Source organism: Sphingobacterium bovistauri, assembly GCF_020295405.1.
Lineage (GTDB): Bacteria > Bacteroidota > Bacteroidia > Sphingobacteriales > Sphingobacteriaceae > Sphingobacterium > Sphingobacterium bovistauri.
On record NZ_JADEYP010000004.1, the window covers coordinates 34,028 to 60,883 of the forward strand.

A 26,856-nucleotide genomic window follows, 5' to 3' on the forward strand; every position below is an offset into this window, starting at 1 on the left:
TTAATAGGTGTTAAATGCATAATTTGAAAATTAAATTTTACGTAAAAAATTTTAACTTTGATCAATAACTAATCTAAAAAGAAAAAAATGAAAAATATTTTAGTTGCATTACTAGCTGGATTACCAGCATTAGTATTCGCTCAAGAAGAGTATACAATTAAAGGAAAGATTGGGGCACACAATGCTCCTGCTAAAGTGTATCTACAATATGTAGATGGTACTGCTCGTAAATTAGATTCGGCTGTTGTCAATAATGGTCAGTTTACATTAAGTGGCACTGTTTCATCACCAGTAGAGGCTTATGTAATTCTTTCACCAGAAGGAAAAACTATGCGTGAATTAAAGTCTCCTGATTTTGGTCAAGTTTATCTATCAAAAGGTGTAATTAATTTGGCAGGAGAGTCATTAAAGGCGGCAAAGCTTTCTGGGAATTCAGTTAATGAGGAATTTGTAAAGTATAAGGCTTTATCGAAGGATACAGAGGCTGCCATTGAGGCTATTAATCAAGAATTTTATAATTCTACAGACGAACAGAAAAAAGACGAAGCATTCGTTAATGGTTTAAGAGCTAAGATGATGCCTTTGTTTGAGAAAATGGAAGGAATTGATAAAGATTATTTAAAATCTTCAACTAGTATCATTGCCCTTAATTTAATTGAACAAAAGTTGGGTGCGGAAAATGTAATTGAATATGAAGGGTATTTAAAAAAATTCCCCGTAGCATTACAAAACAGTGTAAAGGGTAAAGCAATCATTGAAAAAATCAACAACCTTAGAAGTGTAGCTATTGGCGCAGTAGCTCCTGATTTTACATTACCTACGCCTGATGGAAAAGATGTTTCATTATCATCACTTAAAGGGCAGTATGTGTTGTTAGATTTTTGGGCATCATGGTGTGGTCCGTGTCGTCAAGAAAATCCACATGTGGTAGCTGCTTACAACAAGTATAAGGATAAAGGATTTACTATTTTGGGCGTATCTTTGGATAACCCTGGGAAGAAAGATGCTTGGGTAAAAGCTATTGAAGATGATCAGTTGGGACAATGGACTAATGTTTCAGATTTGAAAGGTTGGCAATCAGAAGTTGTGAAACTGTACTCTGTACGTGGTATTCCTCAAAATTTCTTGTTGGATAAAGATGGTAAAATCGTAGCATCTAATTTAAGAGGAGAAGCATTGGAAGCTAAATTAGCTGAACTTTTGAATTAATATAGCATACATATTTCAAATAATTGACAAAGCCCTGAATATTCTTATTCAGGGCTTTGTCAATTTATATCTTTCCTATTGCTTGTTCCCAATCGGCAATAATATCATCGATATGTTCGATGCCAACGGAAATACGTAGCATACCTCGTGTAATTCCAGAAACTTGTTTCTGTGTCTTCGAATGATGAGACCCCCACATACTTGCTGGATGCACCACTAATGATTCTACGCCACCTAAACTTGCTGCATTCGCAAAAATGGTAAGATTGCTGAGTATAGTTTGTGCATTTTTAAATTCTTCTTCTTCGTCATTCCCTGCCACTTCAATACACAACATTCCTGTATGTCCTTTCAGTTGCTTTTTAGCTAATTCATGTTGTGGGTGTGACTTCAATCCAGTATAAGCGACTTTTTTTATAGCGGGATTTTTTTCTAACCATTCGGCTAATGCCAAAGCATTCGAATTGATTTGATGAACACGAAGGGAGAGAGTTTTCAAGCCGCGTAATAATAACCAAGAATCAAAAGGGCTTAAGCTTGCTCCTAAAGTAATAGAACGTCTCCAAGCTTTCACAATAAAATCTTTGCTTCCGCAAATAACTCCAGCAGTCAGGTCCGAGTGGCCCCCCAAATATTTGGTAGCACTATGGATAATTACATCAATTCCAAATTCTGAAGGTACTTGATTTATTGGCGAAGCAAAGGTGTTGTCCACCATCGTCAAAATTCCTTTCTCTTTGCCCAATTGTCCGACAAAAGCTAAGTCTGTAATGTCTAGATTTGGGTTTGACGGTGTTTCTATATAAATCAATTTTGTATTCGGTTGAATCGCATCTACGAATGCTTGATTATTCGTTTGGTCAACGTGTGATACCGTAATTCCGTATTCCGAAAGGAATTCTTTCAAAAAAAGTGTCGCTCCCGAATAATGTGCATTTTGTGCGACTATATGATCTCCAGCTTTGACAACTGCTAACATAGCCGTGCTAATTGCTGCCATACCAGTTGCAAGAACTAAAGCATCTTCTGTCTTCTCCAATTTGGCGATAACGGCCGCTACCTGACTATTCGTGGGATTGCCGTGTCTGTGGTAAAATTCAGGATGTTTAGGCTCTGTAGCTGCTGCAACATATTCATCTAGATTTTCGTCCGCAAAATAAGTTGACGTTTGGTATATAGGAGCTACTACAGCTTTGGTTTTATTAAACTCTTCACCTGTATGTATTAAGTTCGTTTCGGTCTTTCTCATTAGCGTAAGGGTCTTTTTTCAAAGCTAATAAAATATCTATTAATTAGATAGAGTATTTTCTATTCTTTAATAGGATATGTTTTTGTTCTGTATTTATTTTTATATTGCACATAGCTTTAATTACATTATGAAAAAGATATTATCCATTATACTTACGGTTTGTATTAGTACTGTAGCATGGGCGCAGCTCCAATCTCCTGAAGAGTTTTTAGGTCGTCAAATTGGAACTAAAATCACGCCGCATTGGAAGGTTTTAGAATATTACAAGCATGTAGCGACTCAAGCACCAGAACAGGTTAAATTTCAGCAGTATGGAGAGTCTATAGAAGGTAGGCCAATGTATGTGTTTTTTGTATCCTCCGCTAAAAATATCGCACGTCTTGAAGATATCCGAAAATCTAATTTGCAAATAGCAGGAGAGCTTTCTGGAAATACACTTTTGACAGATATGCCAGCCGTAATTTGGATGAGTAACAATGCGCATGGCAACGAAACTTCGTCGATGGAATCTTCCATGAAGACTTTATATCAGTTAGTCAATCCAAAGAATGCTAGTATACAAAAGCAATTAGAAAACTCTCTGGTGATTATAGATCCATGTCTTAATCCTGATGGTACTGAACGTTATAATAATTGGCAAAATGGAATTTTAGGTGTGAAATATCATCCAGATTTATACGCGAGAGAACATAATGAACCTTGGCCAGGGGGACGTGTAAATCATTATTATTTTGATTTGAATAGAGATTGGGCTTGGCAAACACAACTAGAAAGCCAACAGCGTATGAAGATTTACAATGCTTGGTTACCGCATATTCATATCGATTTTCATGAAATGGGGATCAATGCGCCTTATTATTTTCCTCCAGCAGCCGAACCATTGCACGAGGTAATTACACCTTGGCAACGCGAGTTTCAAACAACCATTGGTAAACATAATGCCAAATATTTCGATCAGCAGGGTTGGTTGTATTTTACAAAAGAACGGTTTGATCTTTTTTATCCTTCATATGGAGATACCTACCCGATGTATTCGGGTGCTATCGGTATGACCTATGAAAAGGCAGGGAATAGTTCCGCAGGATTGGGCGTATATACTGACCAAAAGGATACATTGACGTTAGTGGATCGTGTTATTCAACACCATGCTTCAGGGATGAATTTAGTGGAAGTCGTTTCACAAAATTCACAGAAAGTCGTGGAAGAATTTAAAAAATTCTACAAACAAGCGAATGGTGGTGAATTGGCAACTTTTCAAAGTTATGTTGTTAAATATGATGTCAATAGCGAAGGACGTATTCGTTCGTTGCTTGACTTACTTGACAAGAATAATATTCGTTATTATGCTGCTGAAGGCGTTTTCAAAGGAATAGATTTTGCAACAAAGAAAAACACAACTTATACAGCGAAAGAGAAGGATCTTGTTGTACCAGGTAATCAACCTAAGGCAGCTTTGGTTCGAGTGTTGTTTGAACCTGAAGCTAAATTAGTGGATTCAGTGACCTACGATATCACCGCCTGGTCTATGCCATATGTCTATGGACTGTCAGCTATAGCAAGTCAAACGAAAATTAGTTCCGTTAAAGCCTATTCTTTAGAAAAAATTAGTAATGCGTTGGAAGATAGCTTTGGCTACGCTATTAAATGGAATGGATTTAACTCAGCGCAAGTATTAACTTCATTGTTACAGCATAAAATTACAGTCAAGCGTTCTGAATATGCTTTTAAATTGAAAGGGGAAGATTTTCCTAGAGGATCACTGTTGGTAATGTCAAGTAACAATAAATCTGTTGATGTTAAAAAAGCATTAAAGATAATTGCAGATGAAAATGCTGTCAAGATATATACTATTAATTCGGGAATAATTGACGGAGCTAAAGATTTTGGTAGTTCGGATGTGAAGACTATTAAAGCACCAAAAGTATTAATGTTGGCGGGAGAAGGGCAACGATCATTGAATGTAGGGGAGGTGTGGCATTATTTCGATCAACAATTGAAATATCCAATTATTCTAGTAAATCCCAAAGATATCTCTAGAATAAAATGGACAGAGATTGATGTGTTTATTATGCCGAGCGGAAGCTATCCATTCTTGAATGATAAGTCCCAATCCGATAATTTTGCCAATTGGGTACGAGCAGGAGGCAAAGTAATCGCTATTGAAAGTGCTATAGCGCAATTGTCTATCCAATCTTGGGTGAAAATTAAACCAATGAAGCAGGATACAACTGCGAAAGCGAAGGAGAGTCCATTAAAAGTTTATGGAGACCGTGAACGTGAATCGCTTAAAGAATATACTGCTGGTGCTATTTATAAAGTGGACTTCGATGCTACGCATCCTCTCATGTATGGCAATAAGGAATATTACACCCTACGTCAGGAAGGAACGCTTTATCAATATTTCAAAGATGGGGCAGGCTGGAATGTGGGATATATCAAAGAAAATGCATTGATGAGTGGTTTTGTCGGTCAACATCTAAGTAAACAAATCAAGAATGGTTTAGTCTTTGGGACTGAATCGGTAGGAGCAGGAACTATTGTATACTTAGCAGATAATGTATTATTTCGCAATTTTTGGGATTCAGGTAAATTGGTAATGGCTAATGCTGTTTTTCAAGTAGATTAGAGAAAATTCATAATTTGCAGATATCAGTGTAGTTAAAAATATTTCTATATTTGATGGTTAACTTATTTATATGCAAATCAACTTAAAAAATATCTTTTATCTTCTAGTAATTGTATGCTTTATAGTTGCAGTAGTAAAGAATTTGCCAGCGATTATTAAAGGTATAGAATCCGTATTATAAACTTTTCTTATATACGGATTCTATATTTACACCATCTGCTTTAGCAAATGCAGGGCATAATCAATAGTCGAAATATTACTTAATGCCAAACGCAATTGTCCTTTTACTTCTTTCAAATTACTGATAGAAGGGTTAGCACCTACGAAAGCCAATACTTTTCCAAATTGATCAGACTCAAAATAACTGGATTTAGCATTACTTACAAAGAAGCCTTTCAGTATTTGTTTTTTGTATGAAATCTTTTCAAAACCAATTTCTTTTCCTAACCACTGCAAACGTAGGGTATTGAACAGTTCAAAGACCGGTGCAGGAATAGCACCAAAACGATCTTCTAATTCTTTCTCAAAAGCCAACAACTGTTCCTCATTTTCCAACTTCGCAATATCATTATACAGATTATAACGCTCACCGATATTCGTCACATACTCATCTGGTATCATGACTTCCAAATCCGTGTCAATTTGTGTAAAGGAAACATATTTTCGGTTTTGTTCGTCCGCAAACAACTCACCAAACTCATCATCTTTTAACTCTTGTACAGCTTCATCCAAAATCTTGTTGTACATCTCAAAACCAATCTCTGCGATAAAACCAGATTGTTCTGCGCCTAATAAGTTACCCGAACCACGAATATCCAAATCGCGCATCGCCACATTGAAGCCTGATCCCAACTCAGAGAATTCCTCAATCGCCGAAAGACGTTTGTAGGCTTCTGGTGTCAATGTAGACATCGGAGGACTCAACAAGTAACAAAATGCTTTTTTGTTAGAACGACCTACGCGACCACGCATTTGGTGCAAATCACTCAACCCAAACATATGCGCATGGTTGATGATAATGGTATTGGCATTCGGAATATCAAGACCTGCTTCGATAATCGTCGTAGCGACTAAGACATCAAAGTCATGGTTGATAAATTTCAACATTACATCTTCGAGATCATCGCCTTCCAACTGACCGTGCGCTACGCCTACGCGTGCTCCAGGTACGAGCTTTTGTATCATCGCACCTAATTGCTTCAAGTCGGCAACACGATTGTGAATAAAGAATACCTGTCCTCTACGATCTAATTCGTAAGAAACGGACTCTTGTATCAATGTTTCGTTGAAAACATGTAACTCGGTCTGTACGGGCTGTCTATTGGGTGGAGGTGTAGAGATGATACTCAAATCGCGGGCACCCATCAACGAAAAGTGTAATGTACGCGGAATAGGTGTTGCGGTCAATGTCATCGAATCTACATTGGCGCGCATCAATTTGAGTTTTTCTTTGACTGAAACACCAAATTTTTGTTCTTCATCGATAATCATCAGACCGAGGTCTTTGAATTTCACATCCTTGCTGACCAGTCTGTGCGTACCGATGATAATATCTATTTTACCCTCTTCGAGTTTTTTAAGGGTTTCTTTTATCTGTTTGCTTGATTTAAAACGATTGATGTAATCAATATTAGCAGGTAGTCCTTTTAGACGCTCTGAAAATGTACGGTGATGTTGTGACGCCAAAATAGTTGTTGGTACCAATACCGCCACTTGCTTGCTATCTGCTACGGCTTTGAACGCTGCACGTACCGCGACTTCGGTCTTACCGAAGCCCACATCACCACAGACCAATCTATCCATCGGGTGCGGTGATTCCATATCACGCTTCACATCGTTGGTTGCTTTCTCTTGGTCTGGTGTATCTTCGTAGATAAACGAAGCCTCCAATTCTTTCTGCAAATAGGTGTCAGGACTAAAGGCATTACCTGTTTGCGCTTTACGCAAGGCGTACAATTTAATCAAATCACGCGCAATATCTTTAACCTTTTTCTTGGTTGTTTTCTTCAGTTTGTCCCACGCATCTGTACCCAGCTTATTCATCTTCGGAATCGTGCCTTCCTTGCCCGAATACTTTGAAATACGGTTCAAGGAGTTGATATTGACATACAACAGATCATTGTCTGCATAAATCAGACGTATCATCTCTTGCGTCTTACCGTTGACATCTACCTTCTCCAATCCTGCATATTTACCCACACCGTGATCGATATGGGTGATGTAATCGCCAGGTTTGAGGTCGCGCAATTCTTTCAATGTAATCGCTTGCGAACGCTCATATGCTTTGATGCGCTTGTATTTGTAATATCGATCAAAGATTTGGTGATCTGTATAACAAGCCAACTGAATCGTGTCATCACGGAATCCTTCGCGCAAGGCTTTGTAGACTGGCGTAAAAGTTACAGACTTATCTATATCATCCAATATTGCGTAAATACGCTCTACTTGTTTTGTCGAATCCGAAAAGATCAGATTCTTAATCTTTTTACTTTCGTTTTCTTTGAAATTGTGAATCAACAGGTTGAAATCCTTGTTGAAAGAAGGCTGTGGATGGGTATCAAATAAGATAACTTCGTCCGCCTTGAAGAAGAATTGTTTTCCAAATTCCACATTTGGAAAATCAAACAACATCGAACCGAAGTTCTTGTCGTCTGTAAAGGTAAATCGTGGATCGACTAAATCTGGATTGTTCTTTAGATCGGCTTCTGAAAGAGCTTTCCACAGTTGTGAAGCTTTTTTGTAGCCTTCTTGAATCACATCAAAAGTGAATTGCACATCTTTGATCCAAATCACTGAATCACGATCAATATATTCCAATAGGGAAATATGATTGTTGGCTAAAAACTTGGCTTGTACATTGGGTACAATCGTTACGGTGTGAATCTTGCTCACCGAAAGCTGACTTTCGATATCAAAGGTACGGATGCTTTCAATCTCATCTCCGAAAAACTCGACACGGTACGGTAAATCATTCGAAAAGGAGAAAATATCGACAATACCGCCACGAATGGCAAATTGTCCCGGCTCATACACAAAGTCAACACGTTCAAAGTCGTATTCGTACAAGAACTCATTGATGAATTCAATGCTTAGCTTCGTATTCTGTGTGATTGGTAACGTATTTTTCTCTAAATCTTGACGATTAATTACCTTCTCGGCAATAGCTTCGGGATAAGTAACCACTATCTTCGGCAGTTCGGAAGTGTGATTGAGCGAACTTAAAGTCTCTGCACGTTGTAACACATGCGCGCTATCCAATTGGGTGAAATCAAAAGCTTTACGGTAAGAGGCTGGAAAAAACAAAATCTGCTTGTCAAACAAGCTCTCTAAATCACTCAAAAAGTACGATGCCTCCTCGTGCGTTGGCAAAATAAAGACATAGGGGCGCTCTTGCAAATGGTACGCCGAAGCCGCTACCATCGCATCCGATGACCCAATAAGTCCTTTGAGTTGGATTTTAGGATTTTTACTTTGAATTGCTTTTACAAGTGTAGTGACTTGTGTTGTTTTTCCGTAATGTGCTAAGATTTCTTGAATATTCACTTAAGTCCCAATGTTTTCACCAAAGTTAGTAAAAATATGGGAGTGAGGATTAGTCCTATTTTCTGTGATTATAATTTTATTATCTTAGTGAACAAACCAATAACCTATGAAGCTAATACTGTTTACACTAGTATTGATCTTGTCCTATAATAATAGTTTCTCACAACACAAAGTCTGTGTAGATGTTGTTAAAAATGATGCGGGGAAATATTATATTCTCTATTCTGATAGTACTTGGGATATAACTTCAAAATCTACTTTTGATGTATATAATATTGTTAAAAGTAATATTTCTGAAAAAACTGTTAGTAATAGAGTTACCTATTTAGGATCTAAACCTATTCAATCTTCGACTACGAATACAATACAAACTTCAACGAAAAGTAGCAAAAAGAAGACTTCAACTACCTCATCTATTTGCTGGGGAAGAACAAAAAAGGGTTCTCCTTGTCAAAGGCGGGTAGTAGGTGGAGGCTATTGTTATCAACATAGATAGAGGTAAAGAATACAACTCGACGTTTTATAATCAAGTTGTCTTTTATTTATATTCTGTGCTAGAATGCTATGAATTTTGTTACTGCAAGATTGTAGTTCTTTTGTAACAAAATTTGGAAAGAATTTTATAAACAAAAAAAAGCCTGCACTCCTGCAGACTTTTATACTAAACAAAATTACCCAGTACCTATGGGTAAGTCGTTACGACTTTATTAATTTTCCAGCCTTCAGCAGATTGGATCAATGTAATGTAGTCTACTCTTTTAAACGAACCGAAATCCATAGTGACTTTGCTAATTGTCGTGCTACCCACTTGATCTAAGATCTCAATAGTTTGTGTCGAGTTATATTTTAAGTCCTTGACAGAATTCAAGTAGTTAACATAATCTTTCTTGCCAAATTTGTCGTTGTTAGCCGTGTTGCTGTATTCAAAGTTATCAGCAAACATTTCTTTGGTGTATTCCGAATTGCCCAATAAGGATGCACCTACATAGTTCATGACAACTTCCTTGCTGTTTAATTCTTTGAAAGGTTTGCTATCAGCGTGAGCATAAAAAGCAGTTGATACTAATGCGATAACTGCTACTGCGATTGTTTTTATATTTCTTTTCATAACTGTAATATTTTAATTTCTGGTGTTTTGTTAAGACAAAGGTATAGTAGTAACGTGGGCCACGAAACGTCGTTTCGACCAGTAGGAGTAGATTTTCGGTAGAACGGGAAAAGAAATCGGTGAGAATATTTGAAGTAATTAAATTGTTCGGTTAAAATAAGTATTTATGGCTAATAGCCCTCTATGCCGGGCAGGCATCCTACTTTTATCGCAAAAGTAGGCAAAGCTCGTCGCTACACCGAGTTGTCACAACGCTTTACCATCCTTGCAATTGGCAACTCACTAAGGCGACATTTATAGTATAACAACGAATTGTACAATAATTTGATTGTAAACAAATAAGCATTTTTAATTGTCACTATAATAGCAATAATAAAAAAGTATTTGCCAGCCCGGCATGTGGGCATGAAACTAGAATGATTTTAGCTTATTATTAGGCCATGTTCTTCCGCAAAGGCAAGAACCTTTTCATAGGACTCTTTCAAATCAAACTGTAAGTCTTCGTGCAGTTTGTCATATTTGTTGAAGGTCGTTTTAAGGCGTGCGGCTACATAGCGTTGCAATTTGTCTGCGGCAGCCACATAGGTTTTTTGGAATAAAATAGGGTAGTGTTCGAAAGCAGCTTCAAGTATTAATAATCTAAATTCAGATTCGCTAAATTTATCTTTTGTCACTTTCTCATGTTCGTTTATCATACCGCTAGCTTGTCGGAGCAATACGGTTAGTGCGCGGTAATGGGAATACATCGCGACATTCTTGATGCCCGAACGATTGGGCTCAAACAATTCATTAAGTCGCTCGCGCAAGGCATTAATGCGTTCTTCCAAATCCACTTCATCTTCCAACAATTGAAAGTGCAATTGTTTGATTAGCATTTTGTCTTTGCTAATCAAACGTACCAACAATTTGTCTTTCTCCTTTGGAGGAAGATTTAGAACAGCTGCTTTGAGTTCGGAGTCTTTGTGTAAGGACATTGGGTTAAAGTTAACAAGAAAAATTGTAAAGTGAATGCGTACAGCCCACGATTGGGCTGGTGTTATTTACTTATCCATAAAAAGTGCCATTAAATATACTAATACTACCATATATAATGGCGTATTCAAAGTATCTTTGTGTACGATGGCAAAAGTTCCTGTTATAGCGCAATGTGTCGTGTCTGATGGGCTCAATCAAGATATTATGATTGAGAGCTTGTCGGATTATCTGGTTCGAAATTCGAATTTAGTATTTCCACATCGCCATAATTTTTACCATTTTGTGCTATTCACGGCAGGACAAGGATCTCATACGATAGATTTTGAAAAGTTCGTCATCGAGCCTTGGCAAATCTATTTTATGTCTCCAGGGCAAATTCATACTTGGGAATTTGAAGGAGATATGCAGGGATATGTAGTGAATTTTCATAGGGATTTGTTCAAGAATATACTATTGCGTTCAGATTACTTGACGACATTGTCTTTTTTCTCAGGATTGGTGAGGGATGAAGTATTTGTAGTAAATGAGGAAGACAGGCCTTTGGTTTTGGAGATTTTAGAACGGCTAGTAAAGGACAATACACAGAATGATTTTGTATCGAGTTCGCTATATTATCTTTTCAATTTGTTGAATGCCCGAGGCTTACCTTCTTTGAATCAAGATACAAATGCGTACAATCATACCTTGTTGCGTAATTTTTTGAATCTAATTGAAGCAAATTTTACGTCCTTACGTCTTCCGAAAGAATATGCAGCACTGTTATACATCACACCAAATCATTTGAATGCGCTATGTAAAGAATTGTTGGGACAATCTGCGGGTGAACTCATTCGTGACCGTGTGATTTTGGAAGCGAAGCGTCTACTGGTGATTAAAGATTATTCGGTAGCTGAAATAGCATATGAACTGAATTTTAACGATAATTCGTATTTTACGAAGTTTTTCAAGAAAGCGGTAGGACTAACACCTGAAGAGTTTAGGAAAAACATATAAACATTAGAAATACATAATACTATGTCTACAGAATATACAATACCTGGTGAATTTAAAAGTGCAGTGGAGGGCAAATGTCCAAGATGTCGCAAAGGAAATATGTTTAGAGCGCCATTATTGAGTTTTAAATCTAAGAAGATGTATGAACAATGTCCGCATTGTGATTTGAAATTTGAGAAAGAGCCCGGTTATTTTTACGTAGCGATGTACGTGAGTTATGCTTTTATAGTGGCACAATTGGTAGCTTCTTGTGTAGCAACATATGTTTTGACAGGCAATTTGGAATCTCCTTGGTTATATTTATCTGTTGCGGTTGGGGTTGCTATTTTATTAGCTCCATTTAATTACCGTTATTCGCGAATAGTATTAATGTATTGGCTGACACCACAATTTAAATTTCAAGGAAAGCATTTTTTGAAATCTAAAGAACTATAAATTTTATAATTTATTTGTAACAAAATAATGGGGATTTATTTCATCGTGAGATAAATCCCTAATTTTATTCCTTTATCTATTAATTCAACATATGAGATATATATCGCTATTACTTTGTATGATTTTGTCTACGGTAGTTTTTGGTCAGCGCAAAGGCTATTGGCAACAAGATGTTAACTATAAAATGGATATTGATGTCAATGAAAAGAACTATCAATACGACGGCAAAATGACCTTAATTTATGGCAATAATTCTGGTCAATCGCTTTCTAAAGTATATTTCCATCTGTATTTTAATGCTTTTCAGCCAGGAAGTATGATGGACAACCGTTTGGTGTCTATTTCAGATCCAGACGCACGAATGGTAAAAAATATTGGAACAAAAGAGAAGCCAGTTTACCAAAGTCGCATTTCTCAATTGACACCTGAGCAGATTGGTTACCAAATGATTTCGTCAATCAAAGTGAACGGTGCCTCAGCGAACTTCAAAGTGGATGGTACGATCTTAGAAGTGACATTGCCTACTGCATTAGCGGATGGATCTAAAACGAATTTTGAATTGGGGTGGAAGGCACAAGTTCCTGAACAAATTCGTCGTAGTGGTCGTAATTCAAAAGAAGGAGTTGCTTTTTCAATGGCGCAATGGTACCCAAAGATGGCACATTTTGATGAGTTTGGGTGGCATTTGGATGAATACGTAGGTCGTGAATTTATTGCACCTTTTGGAGATTTTGACGTCACTATTCATTTACACAAAGACTATGTAATCGGTGCATCGGGAGTATTACAAAATCCGAATGATGTAAAGGGATATGTGAAAAAGGCAAAAGTAAAGACAAAAAATAATAAGGCTTCTTGGCATTTTAAAGCCGAGAATATTCATGATTTTGCGTGGGGTGCCGACCCAAAATTTGTGGTTGATTCCGCTTCTTCAGCAGGAGGAGTGAAGCTGTACACTGTATATATTCCTGCGAATAAGGATGTTATTTCGAATTGGACGCAAGCTTTAGGTTTTTCGAAAGAGTTTTTCGATTTCACATCTACACGTTTCGGCGCATATCCTTGGCCTACTTATACAATTGTCCAAGGTGGTGATGGCGGTATGGAATACGGAACAATGACGTTGGTGACAGGCGGTCGTAATCTAAAAAGTTTAGTGAATGTGATTTTCCACGAAGTAGCTCACTCTTGGTATCAACATATGTTCGGTATCAACGAAACGGTAGACGAATGGTTTGATGAGGGCTTTACTTCCTATATAGAAGAGTTGGGGATGCAGCATATCTTTGAGAAAAAAGGTGCTGTTTCTACCAATCCAGTGATTGAACCTTATCGTGCGTATTATAGATTAGCATTGTCGGGGAAGGAAGAGCCAATGAGCTTGTTGGCCGATTATTACAATACTAACTATGGATATTCGAATCAGGCATACAACAAAGGAGCGGTAATGGCAGAACAATTGGGATACATCATAGGGCAACAAAATTTGGAAAAGACTTTTTTGAAGTTTTATGAGGAATGGAAATTCAAGCATCCTACACCAAATGATTTCAAACGTGTGGCTGAAGAAGTTTCTGGTATTAATCTGAAGTGGTATTTTAATTTATTCATTAATACCACACGTAAGATTGATTACGCTATAGAAAGTATTTCGGATAATACTATCTCTATTCGCAATAAATCAGACTTAGCTATGCCATTGGATATTTTAGTAGAATACAAAGACGGTAGTAAGGAATTATTTTATATTCCTCTGCGTGAAATGCGCGGTGAGAAACCAGCTGAGCAATTTGATTTATATAGAGGTTTGAAGCGTACCGCATTAGAAGATTGGTTTTGGACAAAACCTACCTATACTTTTAAAGTTGGAAAAGAAGTTGCTAAGGTCATAATAGATCCAACATTGAGGTTGGCTGACGTAGAGTCTTCGGATAATCATAAAAGTAATTAGTAAATAAAGGAGTCTTTGAGGGACTCCTTTTATTTTTCATATACACTGAGATCAGACATGTTGCCCGTTTCTGTGTGTGCAGTTTTATGAGTATGGGATGATTTTTCTAATAAATTTATCAATCCATACATACAAATACTGCAAATAAACATAATTACGCAAAGTAAAAATTGTTTCATATAGTTTGTTATATTGGTGTCTGCTGTTTATCGTATGCTTATTTCATTGTTGTATATCATTTTTTCTCCCTTACGCCATAATAATCAACTGTTAAAAGTTTTTATTAGTTAAACATTAATGGAAAAGCTTAATGATATTAGTCTTGTCCTATGAAATAAATGTGCCAAAAAATATTTATGGAGATATTTGTTTTAGTAAGTTTAAAAATTGGATAAATGCTATTGTTACCAACACTAGCTGTTTATTATCAGTAGATAAAGTTTTTCAAAGATCTAAGATAATCAAAAAGTACCACCAAAATGTTTTTTTTGATATATTTTTTCAATAATAATGTTGATTGACAGTTTTTATTGTTTTAGTAAAAAAATACCATTAATTTATTTGTGAACTGAACATAGTCAAGGCGTTGTGTCCTGGTTATTTTAAATTAATATAGGATTATTAAAAGAAAGCCGTTAAATAAAGGATATTTAACGGCTTTAATATTATAATTTATAATTTGATATCAATTGTCAAGTGCTTGTCGCTTCGGATGAAAGTGGAGACCACTTCGTAAGTGAGTTGTGATTGATTTTCTTGAGCAGTTAAGATTTGAGAAGATTGTGGGTACAAGATGATCTTTTCAGTTCCTTTTCCAGATTTGCGATGAAGTTCAAAGTATAAGTCACTCGTGTTTGAGATTTCATAATATTTAGACGTGACACCTTGCGCGTTCTTCTTTTCATGGTAAGCAGGACCAATCTTTACACATGCATTGTACAAATCACGTACATGTTGTTCTTTTCCGATTAGATACTTACTAGACCATGCTACAGTGTTACCTTTCTCTAATGCTTCGCGAATTGCTTCAGCAGAACGATTTTTTGCCATTACTAATGTCATGGTGCGGTGCACACCTTCACGACCTAGATCATAATCATGTGCAATTAAATTATGTACGTCTGTATTCCCAATGATTGTTAAGTTCCTGTCTATAGCCCAGTCTAATGCTTTTTTGTGAAAGCCGAACCCATTAACAACCTCAATACCATGTAAATTCTTCTCCCTGTACATTTTTTCTATAAAAGGTAACCATTCGTAGGATCCTTTGACTTGAGTAGCTTTCCAGCCTGGGTGATTCCAAAAGATAAAAGCTTTTTGATCTACCACAGCTTGGATTGCTTTTTCGTCGGTCTCTTTCGTGCGTTCTACGACTAAATTTTTGTCATCATTGATGAAAAGTGCATTAAAGTGTCCTGGAGGAGTATCTCTTGTTACTTCACTGCCTTTTATTAGTATTAAATTGTTTTCTTTAGCTAGATTTTCTGCTAATTCATACGATCTTAAGTTTCCTGGTTTTACATCATCTTTGTATGGTGTATATTCTACGTGCTCCGTAAATGAAAAGGCGTCTAAGCCTTCTTTCCAAGCTTCCTGTACTCTGACATTTGGCCATACATGCCCATCTGTAAATACAGTGTGCATATGGAAGTCACATTTTAAAACAGTCAATCCATTTACATTAGGAATGTGTATTGTTTCGCGTTTCTTTGGTAAGCGGAATTCATCAAATCGAACCACACCATTGTCTGCGGATGTTTGAGCTATACTGTCAAAATTAAAATAGCCTATTACAGCCAAAAGAATAGATAATCTTTTCATGTTCTTCATAAGTCTTTATTGCCACAAAACTATGGTTACAATGTAAAGAATATATGATGAGCAGGTAATCAAACTATAAACTTTCAGGTCGTTGTGTTAAATCTTTTTAACCTATATCGGATTTGAAGGACAGTAGACTTCTGTTTTTTGATAGGGTAGATTCTATGTTTCAGCTCTATAGTTTAATAGCTGATTTGTCCATTTAGGTGTATTTCATTTTTGTTGTGAAGGGTCGTCGAAACAGTTGCTTTGACTTTTTTTGCTTTTAATCTGTCCAGTATTGGTATGCTCCACATTTCAGGCCAAGTCTCAAAATTAACAGAAAGGTATAAAGGGTGTTTAGTCGCCTTCCTTGTAGCTTGATGGGGGAAGGTTTCTAACGTTGTATTTAATAAGTATGGACCGATCCGTTTTTTGTTGAATCTATAAAACATTTTATTAGGAAGGGACTTTTCTAAAATCTCGTCATAGCTCCACGTGTGTACAATACTTGGAACAGCTACTTCCAATATTTTCGTTTCTTCAGTTGCATTAAAATCATCGTCATATACATAGGAAATTGAGCTGTCTTGCTGTGAAGTAGGATCTCTATAAATTTGCAGGTCAAAATAATTACTATTCAATTGTTCTGGAGCTAGTCCCGTAAATTTATTCATAAGCTTGGAAAGTAGAGGGATTTCGTTGAGCGGTATTAAGTTCCAAAAGGTTAATGTTTGCTCAAGACTGTCCATCTCGCGTACTAACAAATTATCATCTAAGTTTTGAGATAACAACCATTTTCCATTTATTTCAGTTTTATCACTTGAAACCGTACCCTCAAGAGTCAATCTCCCGTCTTTTTGCATATAGGTAATATGCTTGGTGGACAAGGTGTTTTCAAAACCATTAAGAGCTGAAATTTGAGTCCACGTGTCAGGCTGTAATAACATAGATTGTAAATTCTCCAAATCTAAATTATCACCCAGAGCGATGTTGTAAATTATATGGCTATAATTAAATAAAACATTGATATGTTTATTAACGACTACGTTTACTATTCCTTTCTCTTTATCTATAAAATTAATTCCATCTGGATACTCGGTGGCGAAAAAGGAAAAGCAATCATCATAGTTTTTTACTGCTAATATCCCAAAAAACTGATTCTGATGTGCGTCCGTGCTGAATGAATATATCCGTGCCGGAATTTTAATTCCGGCATCGAATATTAGTTTTTTCAACCAGGAGTCGCGCTGTTTTTTTCCTTTAGATTTATCATCTCTCCACGGGTAGAGGTTAGAGATATTGTCTAATAATAAGTCATCAACAGCAATCGACAATATCCGTGTGCTTGAGCTACTGACATATTGATCTTTAATGTCATTTTTTCGTAGGGTGTACAATGTCCATGTAAGGACAAGCGTAGTCACCATTAGCACAGCTATAATAATTGCAAATCTTTTCATCCTAGATTAGTTGCTGCTCGTATTACCCACGTTTTGAATTACCTGTTTCAATATATATTGAAGTGCATTACTGTCTTTTTTAGGCAATTCTAAAGACATTTCTCCTGATATACGGTTTTTACTTAGCTTATTGTATCTAATTTGAAGTTTTCCATAATCTGAAAGATTCTGTAAGGTTGGATCCCAAGATGCAGCCACTGGAATTTCCAATTTATGGATGACCTCTGGTATAGAAGACGTGTTAATTACGAAATTGAATGGATGTGTAAATATATCTTTTTTAACTTTTGGATCATTCCCTGTTTTGAATCTATTCTTTTGAATAGCTGAAATCTGTTCAAAATTATTACCAACAAAAACAATGTCTTTTTTGAAAACAACATACATGGCCTCTGTGTCTTTCGTTGCATGGATGGTGTATATGTCCTCGTCTAATTCTACTTTTTCTTTTTTTATGGCAAATTCAAGTGTCTTTTGGAATAGACGTTGATCTTCAGAAGTAAACATCCACAGGAAGTTGGGAGAATATTCTTCTTTTGTTTTCATTACTTCTGTATAGTTGTAATCATCATCGTACTCGTACGTTAGGTATTCTTTGGATACTTTTTGTAGATCATTTAGAAAAAAAACATTGTCCCCTTTCAGTACTTTAGCAATTGATTTTTCATCTAAGCCTATTTCTAATGCTGTCGCCACGATTTGCAGTACATCAGCGTATTCACCAACCAACGGTGCGTAAGATAGTTTTAATAGCGAAGGTAACTGTTTTAGATAACCCTCTGTGCTGATATTCATAGATGCATAGGCTAAGTGGTTTTCAGGAATATACTGTGCAAATTTCTTGTTGATGTTGTTCTTGTGTAGCGCCTTGAATATGTGTGTCAAATCTTCATCGATATGTACACTTCCTGCTATTTTGAGACTGTGCTCATGCTGAATCAAATCGATTGTAGCATCTTCATAGCCATATTTAATATCTTTCAAGTCCGTGCCGAAAATCGAGTAAAGCATATTATCGGCGTAGGCCTCTCGATATAAATTATCAACATTTGCAATCCAAAATCGAAGCAAAATATTTTGATCTTTTATTTTAATTGATTTGTGATTTGCTAGGTTATTGGAGGGATTTATGTAGTTGGCAAAATCCTTCGCTAGCCAATTGACAAAAACATCATTTCTAATCGAATCATTCTTCGCTTCTCTTGCTAGGTTCGCTAGATATATGGAGTCGGTGGCCAGATCGTAGCTATCAAGTTCGGTGCTATCTGAATAGGAATCCCATTCTTGCGTCTCATCTACTATTTCTTCAGCGGCACTTTCCCATTCTGTAGTATCAATTGTATCCGCTACAACTATTTCCTCTGCTGTGGCCCAGGCTTCTTCTGCTACCAACACCGTATCTGGTGAATAAAGTTCGTCGTAGCGTTCCAAATCCAAGCCATAAAGATTTGCTATTTCTTCTGTTTCAAAATAGCTGCTTTTGGGGCTTCCGGTCATAATGAATAAGGATTCTTGATCCCATGCGACTTGCGTTTTCCCATCTTTAGAGACTCTTCTTTCGAAGCCATCGTGACTAGAGCGGCTATTAAATTTAGAAAACATACGCTCTTTTACTTGGTGATTGGCTTTCAATGGTATTAATATACCTATATAGTATAAGCTATCTGCATCTGTACGATACACATAAGCTTGCTTGTCAAGATTGAAGTCCAATTCCATGATAGTATTGGTCGGATAGTCATTACGCTCGTTTATTTTCTCAAAGGCGCCAAGTTTAACCAAAGTTTCATTCAATAACGCTATCGAACTTTTTTCGACTATTGCTTTATTATTAATCGTTATAACAAATTGTGCATTTCCGGGTATTTTACGCGTCAACTCCTGTGCACAGACAGTTATTCCTGCTAAAACAGAAATGGAGAGTAAAGTGAAGAACTTTATATTCATGTGTTTATTTAACATTTAGAGTAATGGTATTTCCTAAAGAAGATTTGCCGTTGGCAAGGTCTTTCGCCTTCAATTGAAGTAGAATGGATTTTGAAGAATTAGAGATTTTGGCAGATGGATGTTTTTGAGATTTTATAGTATTGTCGAATCTGATAATTTGTGTATAATACGCCTCATCAAAATATTTTCGGTCTTTTTCAGCTATCTTTTCGTAGGCTTTGCTCATAGACGGGGAATGTTTGTAAGATCTCGTAAAAACGCCAGTTTTTGCATTATAGTCGTAGCTGTTATTATTTCCCATTGTGCTCTTGAAATGGGTGCCTAGTGCTTGAGTAAAAGCATTTAATGTTTTAATAGACGTGAAATTGCAAGAAACCGTTGCGATGTAATTTTTAAAATCCAAATTGTACTGTACTTGGCTTATACCATTTGTCTTTTTTAGGATTTGAACCATGTCTTCCGTTTCCTTCTGTATTTTCTCTTTCGAAGGAATTTGAATGCCATTTATACTTTTTAACTTCAGTAGGGAAGCGACTTTGGTACTGCTTTTACTAAGGTTCAAAGTGGCTTTAATACTGCCTGATCCGTTACTCTTGAGGTTGATGTTTTCTATAAACTCAAAACAACCGCTCAGTAGGCTACAACAGAAGAATAAAAGTAATACGAGTAGCGTTGATTTGAATCTTTTCATCCTTTTATAATAAAAATCTATAAAATAATCCCGAAGGTAATAAATATTCATATTATCCTTTGGTGTTATATCTTAATGTTTTGTTACAAAATTACTCTTTAAGGCAAAATTTGCTATCCCTGAAAACAGTGGTTTTGTGTCCTGAAACTATTATTTAATCTATAGTCTCAGAAAGATGTTGATCAAGTTGAATAAAGTTCCGTTTTATTTGTTGTCTAAGCTGTGTATAACAAAGCTTTACTATTAGTTGAGAATTTTTAATTCTAAAGGGTGGGGATATAATCAGATGATCAAAAGTTGATCAAAGTAGCTCATTGGAGGAATATTTGGAAATTAGGGAGAAAGGCTTAAAAATCTTTACTAATTTGAATTCAAGTTTCTAAACTCCATAGGGGTTATTCCTTCTTTGTTTTTAAATAGTCGACTAAAATGCTGAGGGTATTTGAATCCGAGTTCATAGGCGATTTCGTTAATGTTTTTTTGGGTTTCAAAAATTTTGGACTTAGCGATATCAATTGTTTTCAATTGAATGTATTCTTGTGCCGTTTTTCCCGTTTCTTTTTTTATTAAATCTCCAAAATAGTTAGCCGACAGATTCAAAGATTCTGCCATATTCGATACAGAGGGTAGACCTAATGTCGCTGGTTTATCCGAGGCGAAATATCCATTCAATTCCTCCTCAAAATTTTCTAAAATTCCCTTATTTGCTGACTCCCTTGTAATAAACTGTCTATCGTAGAATCGCTCACAATAGTTTAGAAATAATTCAATATTAGAGGCGATCAGTTTTTTGCTATGTTTATCAATCGTATGGTTCAGTTCAAATTGAATCTTCTTAAAACAATCCATGATGATATTACGCTCTTCCTTCGACAAGTGTAAAGCTTCATTGGTGTTATACTTAAAAAAGTGATAATCTTCCATCAAATTATTAAGTGGAGTACCTTTAATAAGATCAGGATGAAAAGCAAGTCCATGTCCGATAGGTTGATATAAATCAACTTTGTTTTCAACGTCTATGACTTGTCCTGGCGAAACGAAAACTAACGTACCTTCTTCGTAATCATAGGTGTTACATCCATATTTTAAATCACCACAATGTACATCTTTTAAGAAAATGTAAAACAGACCAAAGGTCATTTTGGAGCCTGTTCGTTTATGAGCTTTGGAGAAGTCTATTACCGTAACTAAAGGATGTAATGTGTCATGATTATTGAAAATATTGTATTCATGCACTGTATCGAAGATAAATTTGTTGCTCATAGTTAATGTCGTTACTTACTCAAAAATAAGTAATTAGATGTCATGCTGTAGGAAAAAAACTTAAATCAGTAATTATGGTAGTATATTCTGTAATAGGTATACGTTTAGCGGTCTATGATTTCAGATATTTGATTAGACAATAATGAATGGAACTGTGTCGTTACTTTATTTAAGTAATAGGCTTTATAAAAAGAGTATGAAAATCAGAATGATAGTTTGTTTAAGTACGGTTTTAGTCGGGTCGATAGCAATGAAGGAACTTGAAGCTCAGTCGAATAAATCAAAGCCATTGGTTATCTCGGAGCAAGGTAGTTTTGCTGTTGGTGGATCCGTGATTACAAAGGATGGAACTTTTGATGTACAGAATGCCCTTAAACCCGAAGGACAAACATTACATGGTGATCACGCTTATGTTTTTTATCAGATACCAGCTAAAAGAAAAAAAATGCCGTTGGTGTTTTTGCATGGTGCAGGTCAGTCCAAAAAAACTTGGGAATCCACTCCTGATGGGCGAGAGGGATTTCAAAATATTTTTTTGAGAAAGAGTTATCCCGTTTACTTACTCGACCAGCCTCGACGTGGGATGGCTGGACGTACTACGAAGACAGCGACCATAACAAATACACCCGATGAGCAGTTTTGGTTTACGCAGTTTAGAATTGGAAACTATCCGAATTATTTTGAGAATGTTCAATTCCCTCGGGATGAACAATCCTTAGCACAATTTTATAGACAAATGACTCCAAACACGGGGCCATTTGATTTGAAGGTAATATCCGATGCAATATCCGCTTTATTTGACAAAATAGGTGGTGGAGTTTTGGTTACCCATTCACAAGGAGGAGGTCCAGGCTGGATGACAGCTGTCAAAAGTTCCAATGTGAAAGCTATTGTTGCTTATGAACCGTATAGCAGTTTTTTATTCCCTGAAGGAGAGGTTCCAGCATCTATCTCGTCTACAGGTTTATTTGGTGCGTTAAAAGGTGAGGCTATTCCTTTGGCAGATTTTCTTAAACTGACTAAAATCCCTATTGTAATTTATTACGGAGACAACATCGCTGATTCACCTACTGCTATATGGAATAAGGATCATTGGCGTTCAGGATTAGAAATGGCAAGAAAGTGGACAGATACAATTAATAAGCATGGAGGTGATGCTTCGGTAGTACATTTGCCATCTATCGGAATTAAAGGGAATACACATTTTCCTTTTTCAGATTTAAATAATTTGGAGGTAGCTGATGCACTTTCAACGTGGTTAAAAAGTAAAGGTTTAGACAAGTAGAAATATGATAAATACAATAAAAATGACGATGGTTTGTATTGGCTTTACCTTAAATACATTCGCTTTTGGCCAGATTAATCAAGCAAATCCTTTTGGACTAGTATATCAAAACGCTATTAAACAGAATAATGAAGGGGCTGTGCAAATACATTCGGTTCATTATTCGTTGAATGGAATTACTATTGCTGCAAATGTGTACACGCCGCCAGGTTATGATCATGCTAAAAAGTATGCTGCAATTGTTATTGCGCATCCAAATGGTGGAGTAAAGGAGCAGGTCTCAGGACTATATGCACAGCATTTAGCGAATAGGGGTTATATCACTATTGTTGCTGATGCTGCATACCAAGGAGCTTCAGGTGGACAGCCACGCAATGTTGATAAACCGGCAAATCGTATTGAAGATATTCATGGGATGGCAGACTTTATTTCTAAGTATCCCGCGGTAGATGCCGACAAAATAGGGCTATTAGGCATATGTGGTGGCGGTGGCTATGCCTTAAAAGCCGCTCAGGGTGATAAGCGTTTCAAATCCGTAGCTACATTGAGTATGTTTAATTCAGGTCGAGTTCGGCGTAATGGTTTTTTAGATAAAGATGTTGCGACTATTCAAGCGCGTTTGGCAAAAGCGTCTCAGGCTCGCGAGCAAGAAGTTTTAACAGGGGAGATTTCTTACTTGGGGACAGCAAATCCAACGGACGAGGAAATAAGAAAAATTCCTACAGATTTGTATCGTGAAGGTTATGCTTATTATTACCGTACCCACGCACATCCAAATTCAACATTCAGATACGCAGAAAGCAGTTTGGTAGACTTAATGACTTTTGATGCGAATACCAATATGGATTTAATAAATCAGCCTTTGCTTATGATAGCAGGCAGTAAGGCAGATACCAAATACATGAGTGAAGAAGTCTTCCCTAATGCAATTAATGCCCTACAAAAAGAGCTGTTTGTATTGGAGGGAGCTACGCATATAGAAACATATTGGAAAGAAGAATATGTAAAACAAGCCCTAGATAAGTTGGGTAGTTTTTATGGCATTACCCTTAATTAAATTGATATATGAAGAATTTTATAAAATGTTTTTTAATTGGATTGTTCCTTTCGTGGAATGTGTCCATTACGTATGCTCAAGATAAAAATGTGGAGCAGGAAATTATCACCTTGTCAAAAAATAAATGGCAATGGATGGCTGAAAAGAACGTAAATGTACTGGATAGTTTATTTCATGAGAAATCTGTCTATGTACATATGAGTGGCTCTTGGGACAAGGCCAGAGAAATGGATGTCATTAGGAGCGGCAGTATTTGGTACAAAAATGCCGTTGTACATGATGTCTCCGTCAATATTGTAAACAATACGGCGGTTTTGTTAAATAGAATTGATTTGCAGGCGGTGGTGAGGGGCAATGAGGTGACAAATCCTTTTGTCGTGACCGAAGTATATGTCAAGGAGAATGAGAAATGGAAGCTTCTATCGCTTTCATTTACTAAAATTCTTACCCCTAATTAATTCTTATATGGTAAATAATATGCTGTCGGTTTTGGTCTTTTGTTTTTGCTTCACAATACAAAATGCTAATGCGCAATTCAAAGAAAATAGTGCGGTAATCAATAAAGAACATGTTGCTCTTATCCGGATTTCATCACAAACTGCAATCGGCAATCTGGATGAATTGCGGAAAGAAATTCATAAAGGTTTGGATGCAGGATTGACGATTAATAAGGTAAAAGAAGGTTTAATTCATCTTCATGCTTATGCTGGTTTCCCGCGAAGTATACGAGGTTTACAAACCTTAATGTCTGTTGTGGAGGAGCGTCAAAAAAATGGAATTAAAGATGAAAATGGAAAGGAAGCTTCTCCGATTTTGACTGAAAAATCTAAGTATGAGCGTGGGAAAGAGATTCTGCAACAGCTAACTGGCGTAAAAGAAAATGATGTAAAATCAGGTTATGCTGCGTTTGCACCAACTATAGAGGTTTTTCTTAAGGAGCATTTATTTGCAGATCTCTTCGAACGTAATGTACTGACCTATTTAGAGCGTGAATTGGTGACTATTTCAGTGTTATCAAGTATTGGTAAAGTAGAACCTATGCTAAAATCTCATCTGACGATTTGTGTTAATTTGGGCTATAGTCTAGCGCATTTACAGCATTTTGTTGAAATAATTAAACAAACACAAGGCGAAGAGAGGGCATCAGAAACAGAAAAAGTGTTGGCGGAGGTATTAAAAAAATAGAACACTTATGATGAATTGGAAAATGAAAACTACACTATTAGCTTTCTGCACTCTAGTGTTTTCTTGCAATCAAAATATGGATACAAAAACTGTAGGGAAGGTGCCGTTTGAAAAGGGCGAATTGGTAACTAATAGCAATTTCACAGGTACCGTATGGTTGAATTATTTAGCCGAGACGGATAGCATTCATAATGTTAATATTGGCTCTGTTACGTTTGCACCTGGGGCTCGAACAAACTGGCATTACCACAAAGGTGGACAAATATTGTTAGTTACGGCCGGTCGTGGTTTATATCAGGAAAAAGGTAAACCAATTGAAGTTATTGAAACAGGTGAAGTCGTAAAATGTCCCCCAAATATTGAACATTGGCATGGCGCAACGCCTAAAGACACGATGACGCATATCGCAATTGGAACAAATACAAATATTGGAGGAGCTGTTTGGTTAGATCCAGTCACTGATGAAGAATATCACAAGAATTAAGAGGTTTTTCTATCGATTGGTAATCATGGTGAGTTAATATTTTTGTGACATCAAAGACTTTATGTGCAAAAAAATGAAGATTCTGAAACTCAAGTTTTGCGGTTACAAATGAGGCTGTCTATTTTAAGACAGCCTCATATTTTTTACTGAAATATAATATTATCAATCCTCTCGAGATCCATCATCCGCCATTCGAACAATTTTTGGCAAGAAAGTAGCCACAATATCCACTAAATCCTTTTGTGCTGCCATCACCGTATGAATATCTTTATACGCCATAGGTGCTTCATCCATTCCTGCGCCGATCAAAGTCACTCCATTATCTGCCAAAAGGGAAGATAAATCAGATTTTGAGAGTGATTTTATTGCTTTCGTACGGCTCATAAGCCGTCCTGCACCATGTGATGCCGAATTAATAGAAGTTTCCTCACCTTTTCCACGTACCAAAAATCCTGGTGTAGCCATAGAGCCCGGGATAATTCCCATAACGTCTTTGGAAGCAGGTGTAGCTCCTTTACGATGTACGATCACTTCTTCACCATTGAATTGCTCTTTCCAAGCAAAATTATGGTGGTTTTCTACTTTGGCTAATAATTCAGCTCCTAAGGCTGATTTTATTTTAACATGAATCATTTCATGACAAGCAGAAGCGTAATCACCAGCCAAATTCATCGCCAACCAATATTCATGTCCTGCCTCAGAATCCAAATCTAAGTAGGCCAAATTTTGTGCTTTGAAAGGTAATTTACATAATTCCTTTGCCAATTTGGTATAATGATCTGCTATTGTAGCTCCCATTCCTCGAGAACCTGAATGTGTCAATAATGCCAAATAAGAACCTTTTTCGATATTCAAAACCTCATCCTTCTCTTTGAACTCCATTACCCCAAATTCCACAAAGTGATTACCTCCTCCAGAAGTGCCCAATTGCGTCCATGCCTTGTCCTTCAATTCTCGAATGAAAGCATTGGTTTCAAATAAGGAGTTATCCAATACAGCATGATCCGAGCGTTCGTGCTTCAAAAAACTATGACCTGCACCAAATTTGGTGTTGTCGATTAAGATTTTCTTCAATTTATGATGTTCTAAATCTAAATAAGTAGCAGGTAAATCAAAAACTGATAACGCCATTCGACAACCAATATCCACACCTACACCGTAAGGAATAATCGCATTTTTGGTAGCCAACACACCACCAATGGGCAATCCATATCCTTGATGCGCATCGGGCATCAAAGCCCCTGCAACAGTTACAGGAAGAGTCATAGCTACATTCATTTGATCTTTAGCACCTTCCTCAATATTCTCTGCACCATAGACGGTATATTCATTGGGTTTATCATTCAGTGTAATCAGCTCGTCATCAATCTTTTCTATATTCAACAAGACATTAGCTAAAGGCTCAAAAGTTGAATCTACCAAAAAGGATTCAGGAGTTTCTAATACATCTTTAAACTTTTGGAGCATCTCTTCTTTTGTGAGCCCCAAACGTTTTTTATTAATTTTCAATGCTACTCCCATAGCATGATTTTCTTTATATCCTAAAGCAATCAAATCGTTGCCATTTATTCTTTTATTTTTCATTAATAAAA

The 26,856-nt window shown here is 36.5% G+C and carries 21 protein-coding genes; 11 read left to right on the plus strand and 10 right to left on the minus strand.

The window, feature by feature from the left end; genetic code table 11:
• The first annotated feature begins 87 nt into the window (after positions 1-87).
• Entirely contained in the window at positions 88-1,209 is a 1,122-nt protein-coding gene (locus IPZ78_RS03295; protein WP_225551511.1) for a TlpA disulfide reductase family protein, read from the plus strand.
• 64 nt (positions 1,210-1,273) lie between these two features.
• Here IPZ78_RS03295 and IPZ78_RS03300 read toward each other — a convergent pair whose 3' ends face one another.
• Positions 1,274-2,458, minus strand: a complete 1,185-nt coding sequence (locus tag IPZ78_RS03300; RefSeq protein ID WP_225551512.1) for a trans-sulfuration enzyme family protein — start codon at positions 2,456-2,458, stop codon at positions 1,274-1,276.
• A 127-nt stretch (positions 2,459-2,585) separates the two neighbouring features.
• Here IPZ78_RS03300 and IPZ78_RS03305 point away from each other — a divergent pair, with 127 nt between their 5' ends.
• Positions 2,586-5,084, plus strand: coding sequence for a M14 metallopeptidase family protein (locus IPZ78_RS03305; protein ID WP_225551513.1), 2,499 nt, complete (start codon positions 2,586-2,588; stop codon positions 5,082-5,084).
• Between the two features lie 207 nt (positions 5,085-5,291).
• On the opposite strand, the gene mfd is transcribed toward IPZ78_RS03305, so the two are convergent.
• Positions 5,292-8,627 (minus strand): transcription-repair coupling factor, encoded by a 3,336-nt coding sequence (gene mfd, locus IPZ78_RS03310; RefSeq protein ID WP_225551514.1) that lies wholly within the window; start codon positions 8,625-8,627, stop codon positions 5,292-5,294.
• Between the two features lie 106 nt (positions 8,628-8,733).
• Between mfd and IPZ78_RS03315 the strand changes: the two genes are divergently transcribed.
• The gene (locus IPZ78_RS03315) at positions 8,734-9,123 is read left to right on the plus strand and encodes a hypothetical protein (RefSeq protein ID WP_225551515.1); all 390 of its coding nucleotides are present in this window, start codon (positions 8,734-8,736) and stop codon (positions 9,121-9,123) included.
• Between the two features lie 186 nt (positions 9,124-9,309).
• Here IPZ78_RS03315 and IPZ78_RS03320 read toward each other — a convergent pair whose 3' ends face one another.
• Both IPZ78_RS03320 and IPZ78_RS03325 read right to left on the minus strand, forming a co-directional pair.
• Positions 9,310-9,735: a nuclear transport factor 2 family protein gene (locus IPZ78_RS03320; protein ID WP_225551516.1), complete on the minus strand. Its 426-nt coding sequence runs from the start codon at positions 9,733-9,735 to the stop codon at positions 9,310-9,312.
• Between the two features lie 422 nt (positions 9,736-10,157).
• Entirely contained in the window at positions 10,158-10,709 is a 552-nt protein-coding gene (locus IPZ78_RS03325) for a hypothetical protein (RefSeq protein ID WP_225551517.1), read from the minus strand.
• Between the two features lie 34 nt (positions 10,710-10,743).
• Here IPZ78_RS03325 and IPZ78_RS03330 point away from each other — a divergent pair, with 34 nt between their 5' ends.
• From IPZ78_RS03330 to IPZ78_RS03340, 3 genes are all read left to right on the plus strand, one after another.
• Positions 10,744-11,703 carry a helix-turn-helix domain-containing protein gene (locus IPZ78_RS03330; protein ID WP_225551518.1) on the plus strand — a complete coding sequence of 320 codons (960 nt, stop codon included), beginning with the start codon at positions 10,744-10,746 and terminating at the stop codon, positions 11,701-11,703.
• A 21-nt stretch (positions 11,704-11,724) separates the two neighbouring features.
• Positions 11,725-12,138: a DUF983 domain-containing protein gene (locus IPZ78_RS03335; RefSeq protein ID WP_225551519.1), complete on the plus strand. Its 414-nt coding sequence runs from the start codon at positions 11,725-11,727 to the stop codon at positions 12,136-12,138.
• Positions 12,139-12,229: 91 nt separating this feature from the next.
• Complete coding sequence (locus IPZ78_RS03340; RefSeq protein ID WP_225551520.1) at positions 12,230-14,089, plus strand: M1 family metallopeptidase; 1,860 nt, start codon at positions 12,230-12,232, stop codon at positions 14,087-14,089.
• A gap of 672 nt (positions 14,090-14,761) precedes the next feature.
• Here the strand turns inward: IPZ78_RS03340 and IPZ78_RS03345 are convergent.
• The 5 genes from IPZ78_RS03345 to IPZ78_RS03365 all read right to left on the minus strand — a co-directional run bounded on the left by IPZ78_RS03345 (position 14,762) and on the right by IPZ78_RS03365 (position 21,253).
• On the minus strand, positions 14,762-15,910 hold the full coding sequence (locus IPZ78_RS03345) for an Sb-PDE family phosphodiesterase (protein WP_225551521.1): 1,149 nt from the start codon (positions 15,908-15,910) through the stop codon (positions 14,762-14,764).
• A 182-nt stretch (positions 15,911-16,092) separates the two neighbouring features.
• Positions 16,093-17,352, minus strand: coding sequence for a hypothetical protein (locus IPZ78_RS03350; RefSeq protein WP_225551522.1), 1,260 nt, complete (start codon positions 17,350-17,352; stop codon positions 16,093-16,095).
• A 6-nt stretch (positions 17,353-17,358) separates the two neighbouring features.
• Complete coding sequence (locus tag IPZ78_RS03355) at positions 17,359-19,299, minus strand: hypothetical protein (RefSeq protein ID WP_225551523.1); 1,941 nt, start codon at positions 19,297-19,299, stop codon at positions 17,359-17,361.
• 4 nt (positions 19,300-19,303) lie between these two features.
• Entirely contained in the window at positions 19,304-19,990 is a 687-nt protein-coding gene (locus tag IPZ78_RS03360; protein ID WP_225551524.1) for a hypothetical protein, read from the minus strand.
• Positions 19,991-20,350: 360 nt separating this feature from the next.
• A complete protein-coding gene (locus IPZ78_RS03365) occupies positions 20,351-21,253 on the minus strand; it encodes a helix-turn-helix domain-containing protein (RefSeq protein ID WP_225551525.1) in 903 nt (300 codons plus the stop codon).
• Positions 21,254-21,503: 250 nt separating this feature from the next.
• Between IPZ78_RS03365 and IPZ78_RS03370 the strand changes: the two genes are divergently transcribed.
• From IPZ78_RS03370 to IPZ78_RS03390, 5 genes are all read left to right on the plus strand, one after another.
• Positions 21,504-22,538, plus strand: a complete 1,035-nt coding sequence (locus IPZ78_RS03370) for an alpha/beta hydrolase (RefSeq protein WP_225551526.1) — start codon at positions 21,504-21,506, stop codon at positions 22,536-22,538.
• Between the two features lie 4 nt (positions 22,539-22,542).
• On the plus strand, positions 22,543-23,595 hold the full coding sequence (locus IPZ78_RS03375; RefSeq protein ID WP_225551527.1) for an alpha/beta hydrolase: 1,053 nt from the start codon (positions 22,543-22,545) through the stop codon (positions 23,593-23,595).
• 41 nt (positions 23,596-23,636) lie between these two features.
• On the plus strand, positions 23,637-24,053 hold the full coding sequence (locus IPZ78_RS03380; protein ID WP_225551528.1) for a nuclear transport factor 2 family protein: 417 nt from the start codon (positions 23,637-23,639) through the stop codon (positions 24,051-24,053).
• Between the two features lie 19 nt (positions 24,054-24,072).
• A complete protein-coding gene (locus tag IPZ78_RS03385; protein WP_225551529.1) occupies positions 24,073-24,780 on the plus strand; it encodes a carboxymuconolactone decarboxylase family protein in 708 nt (235 codons plus the stop codon).
• Between the two features lie 76 nt (positions 24,781-24,856).
• A complete protein-coding gene (locus tag IPZ78_RS03390; protein WP_225551530.1) occupies positions 24,857-25,264 on the plus strand; it encodes a (R)-mandelonitrile lyase in 408 nt (135 codons plus the stop codon).
• A gap of 162 nt (positions 25,265-25,426) precedes the next feature.
• Here the strand turns inward: IPZ78_RS03390 and IPZ78_RS03395 are convergent, their stop codons facing one another.
• Entirely contained in the window at positions 25,427-26,848 is a 1,422-nt protein-coding gene (locus IPZ78_RS03395) for an RtcB family protein (protein WP_225551531.1), read from the minus strand.
• Positions 26,849-26,856 lie beyond the last annotated feature (8 nt).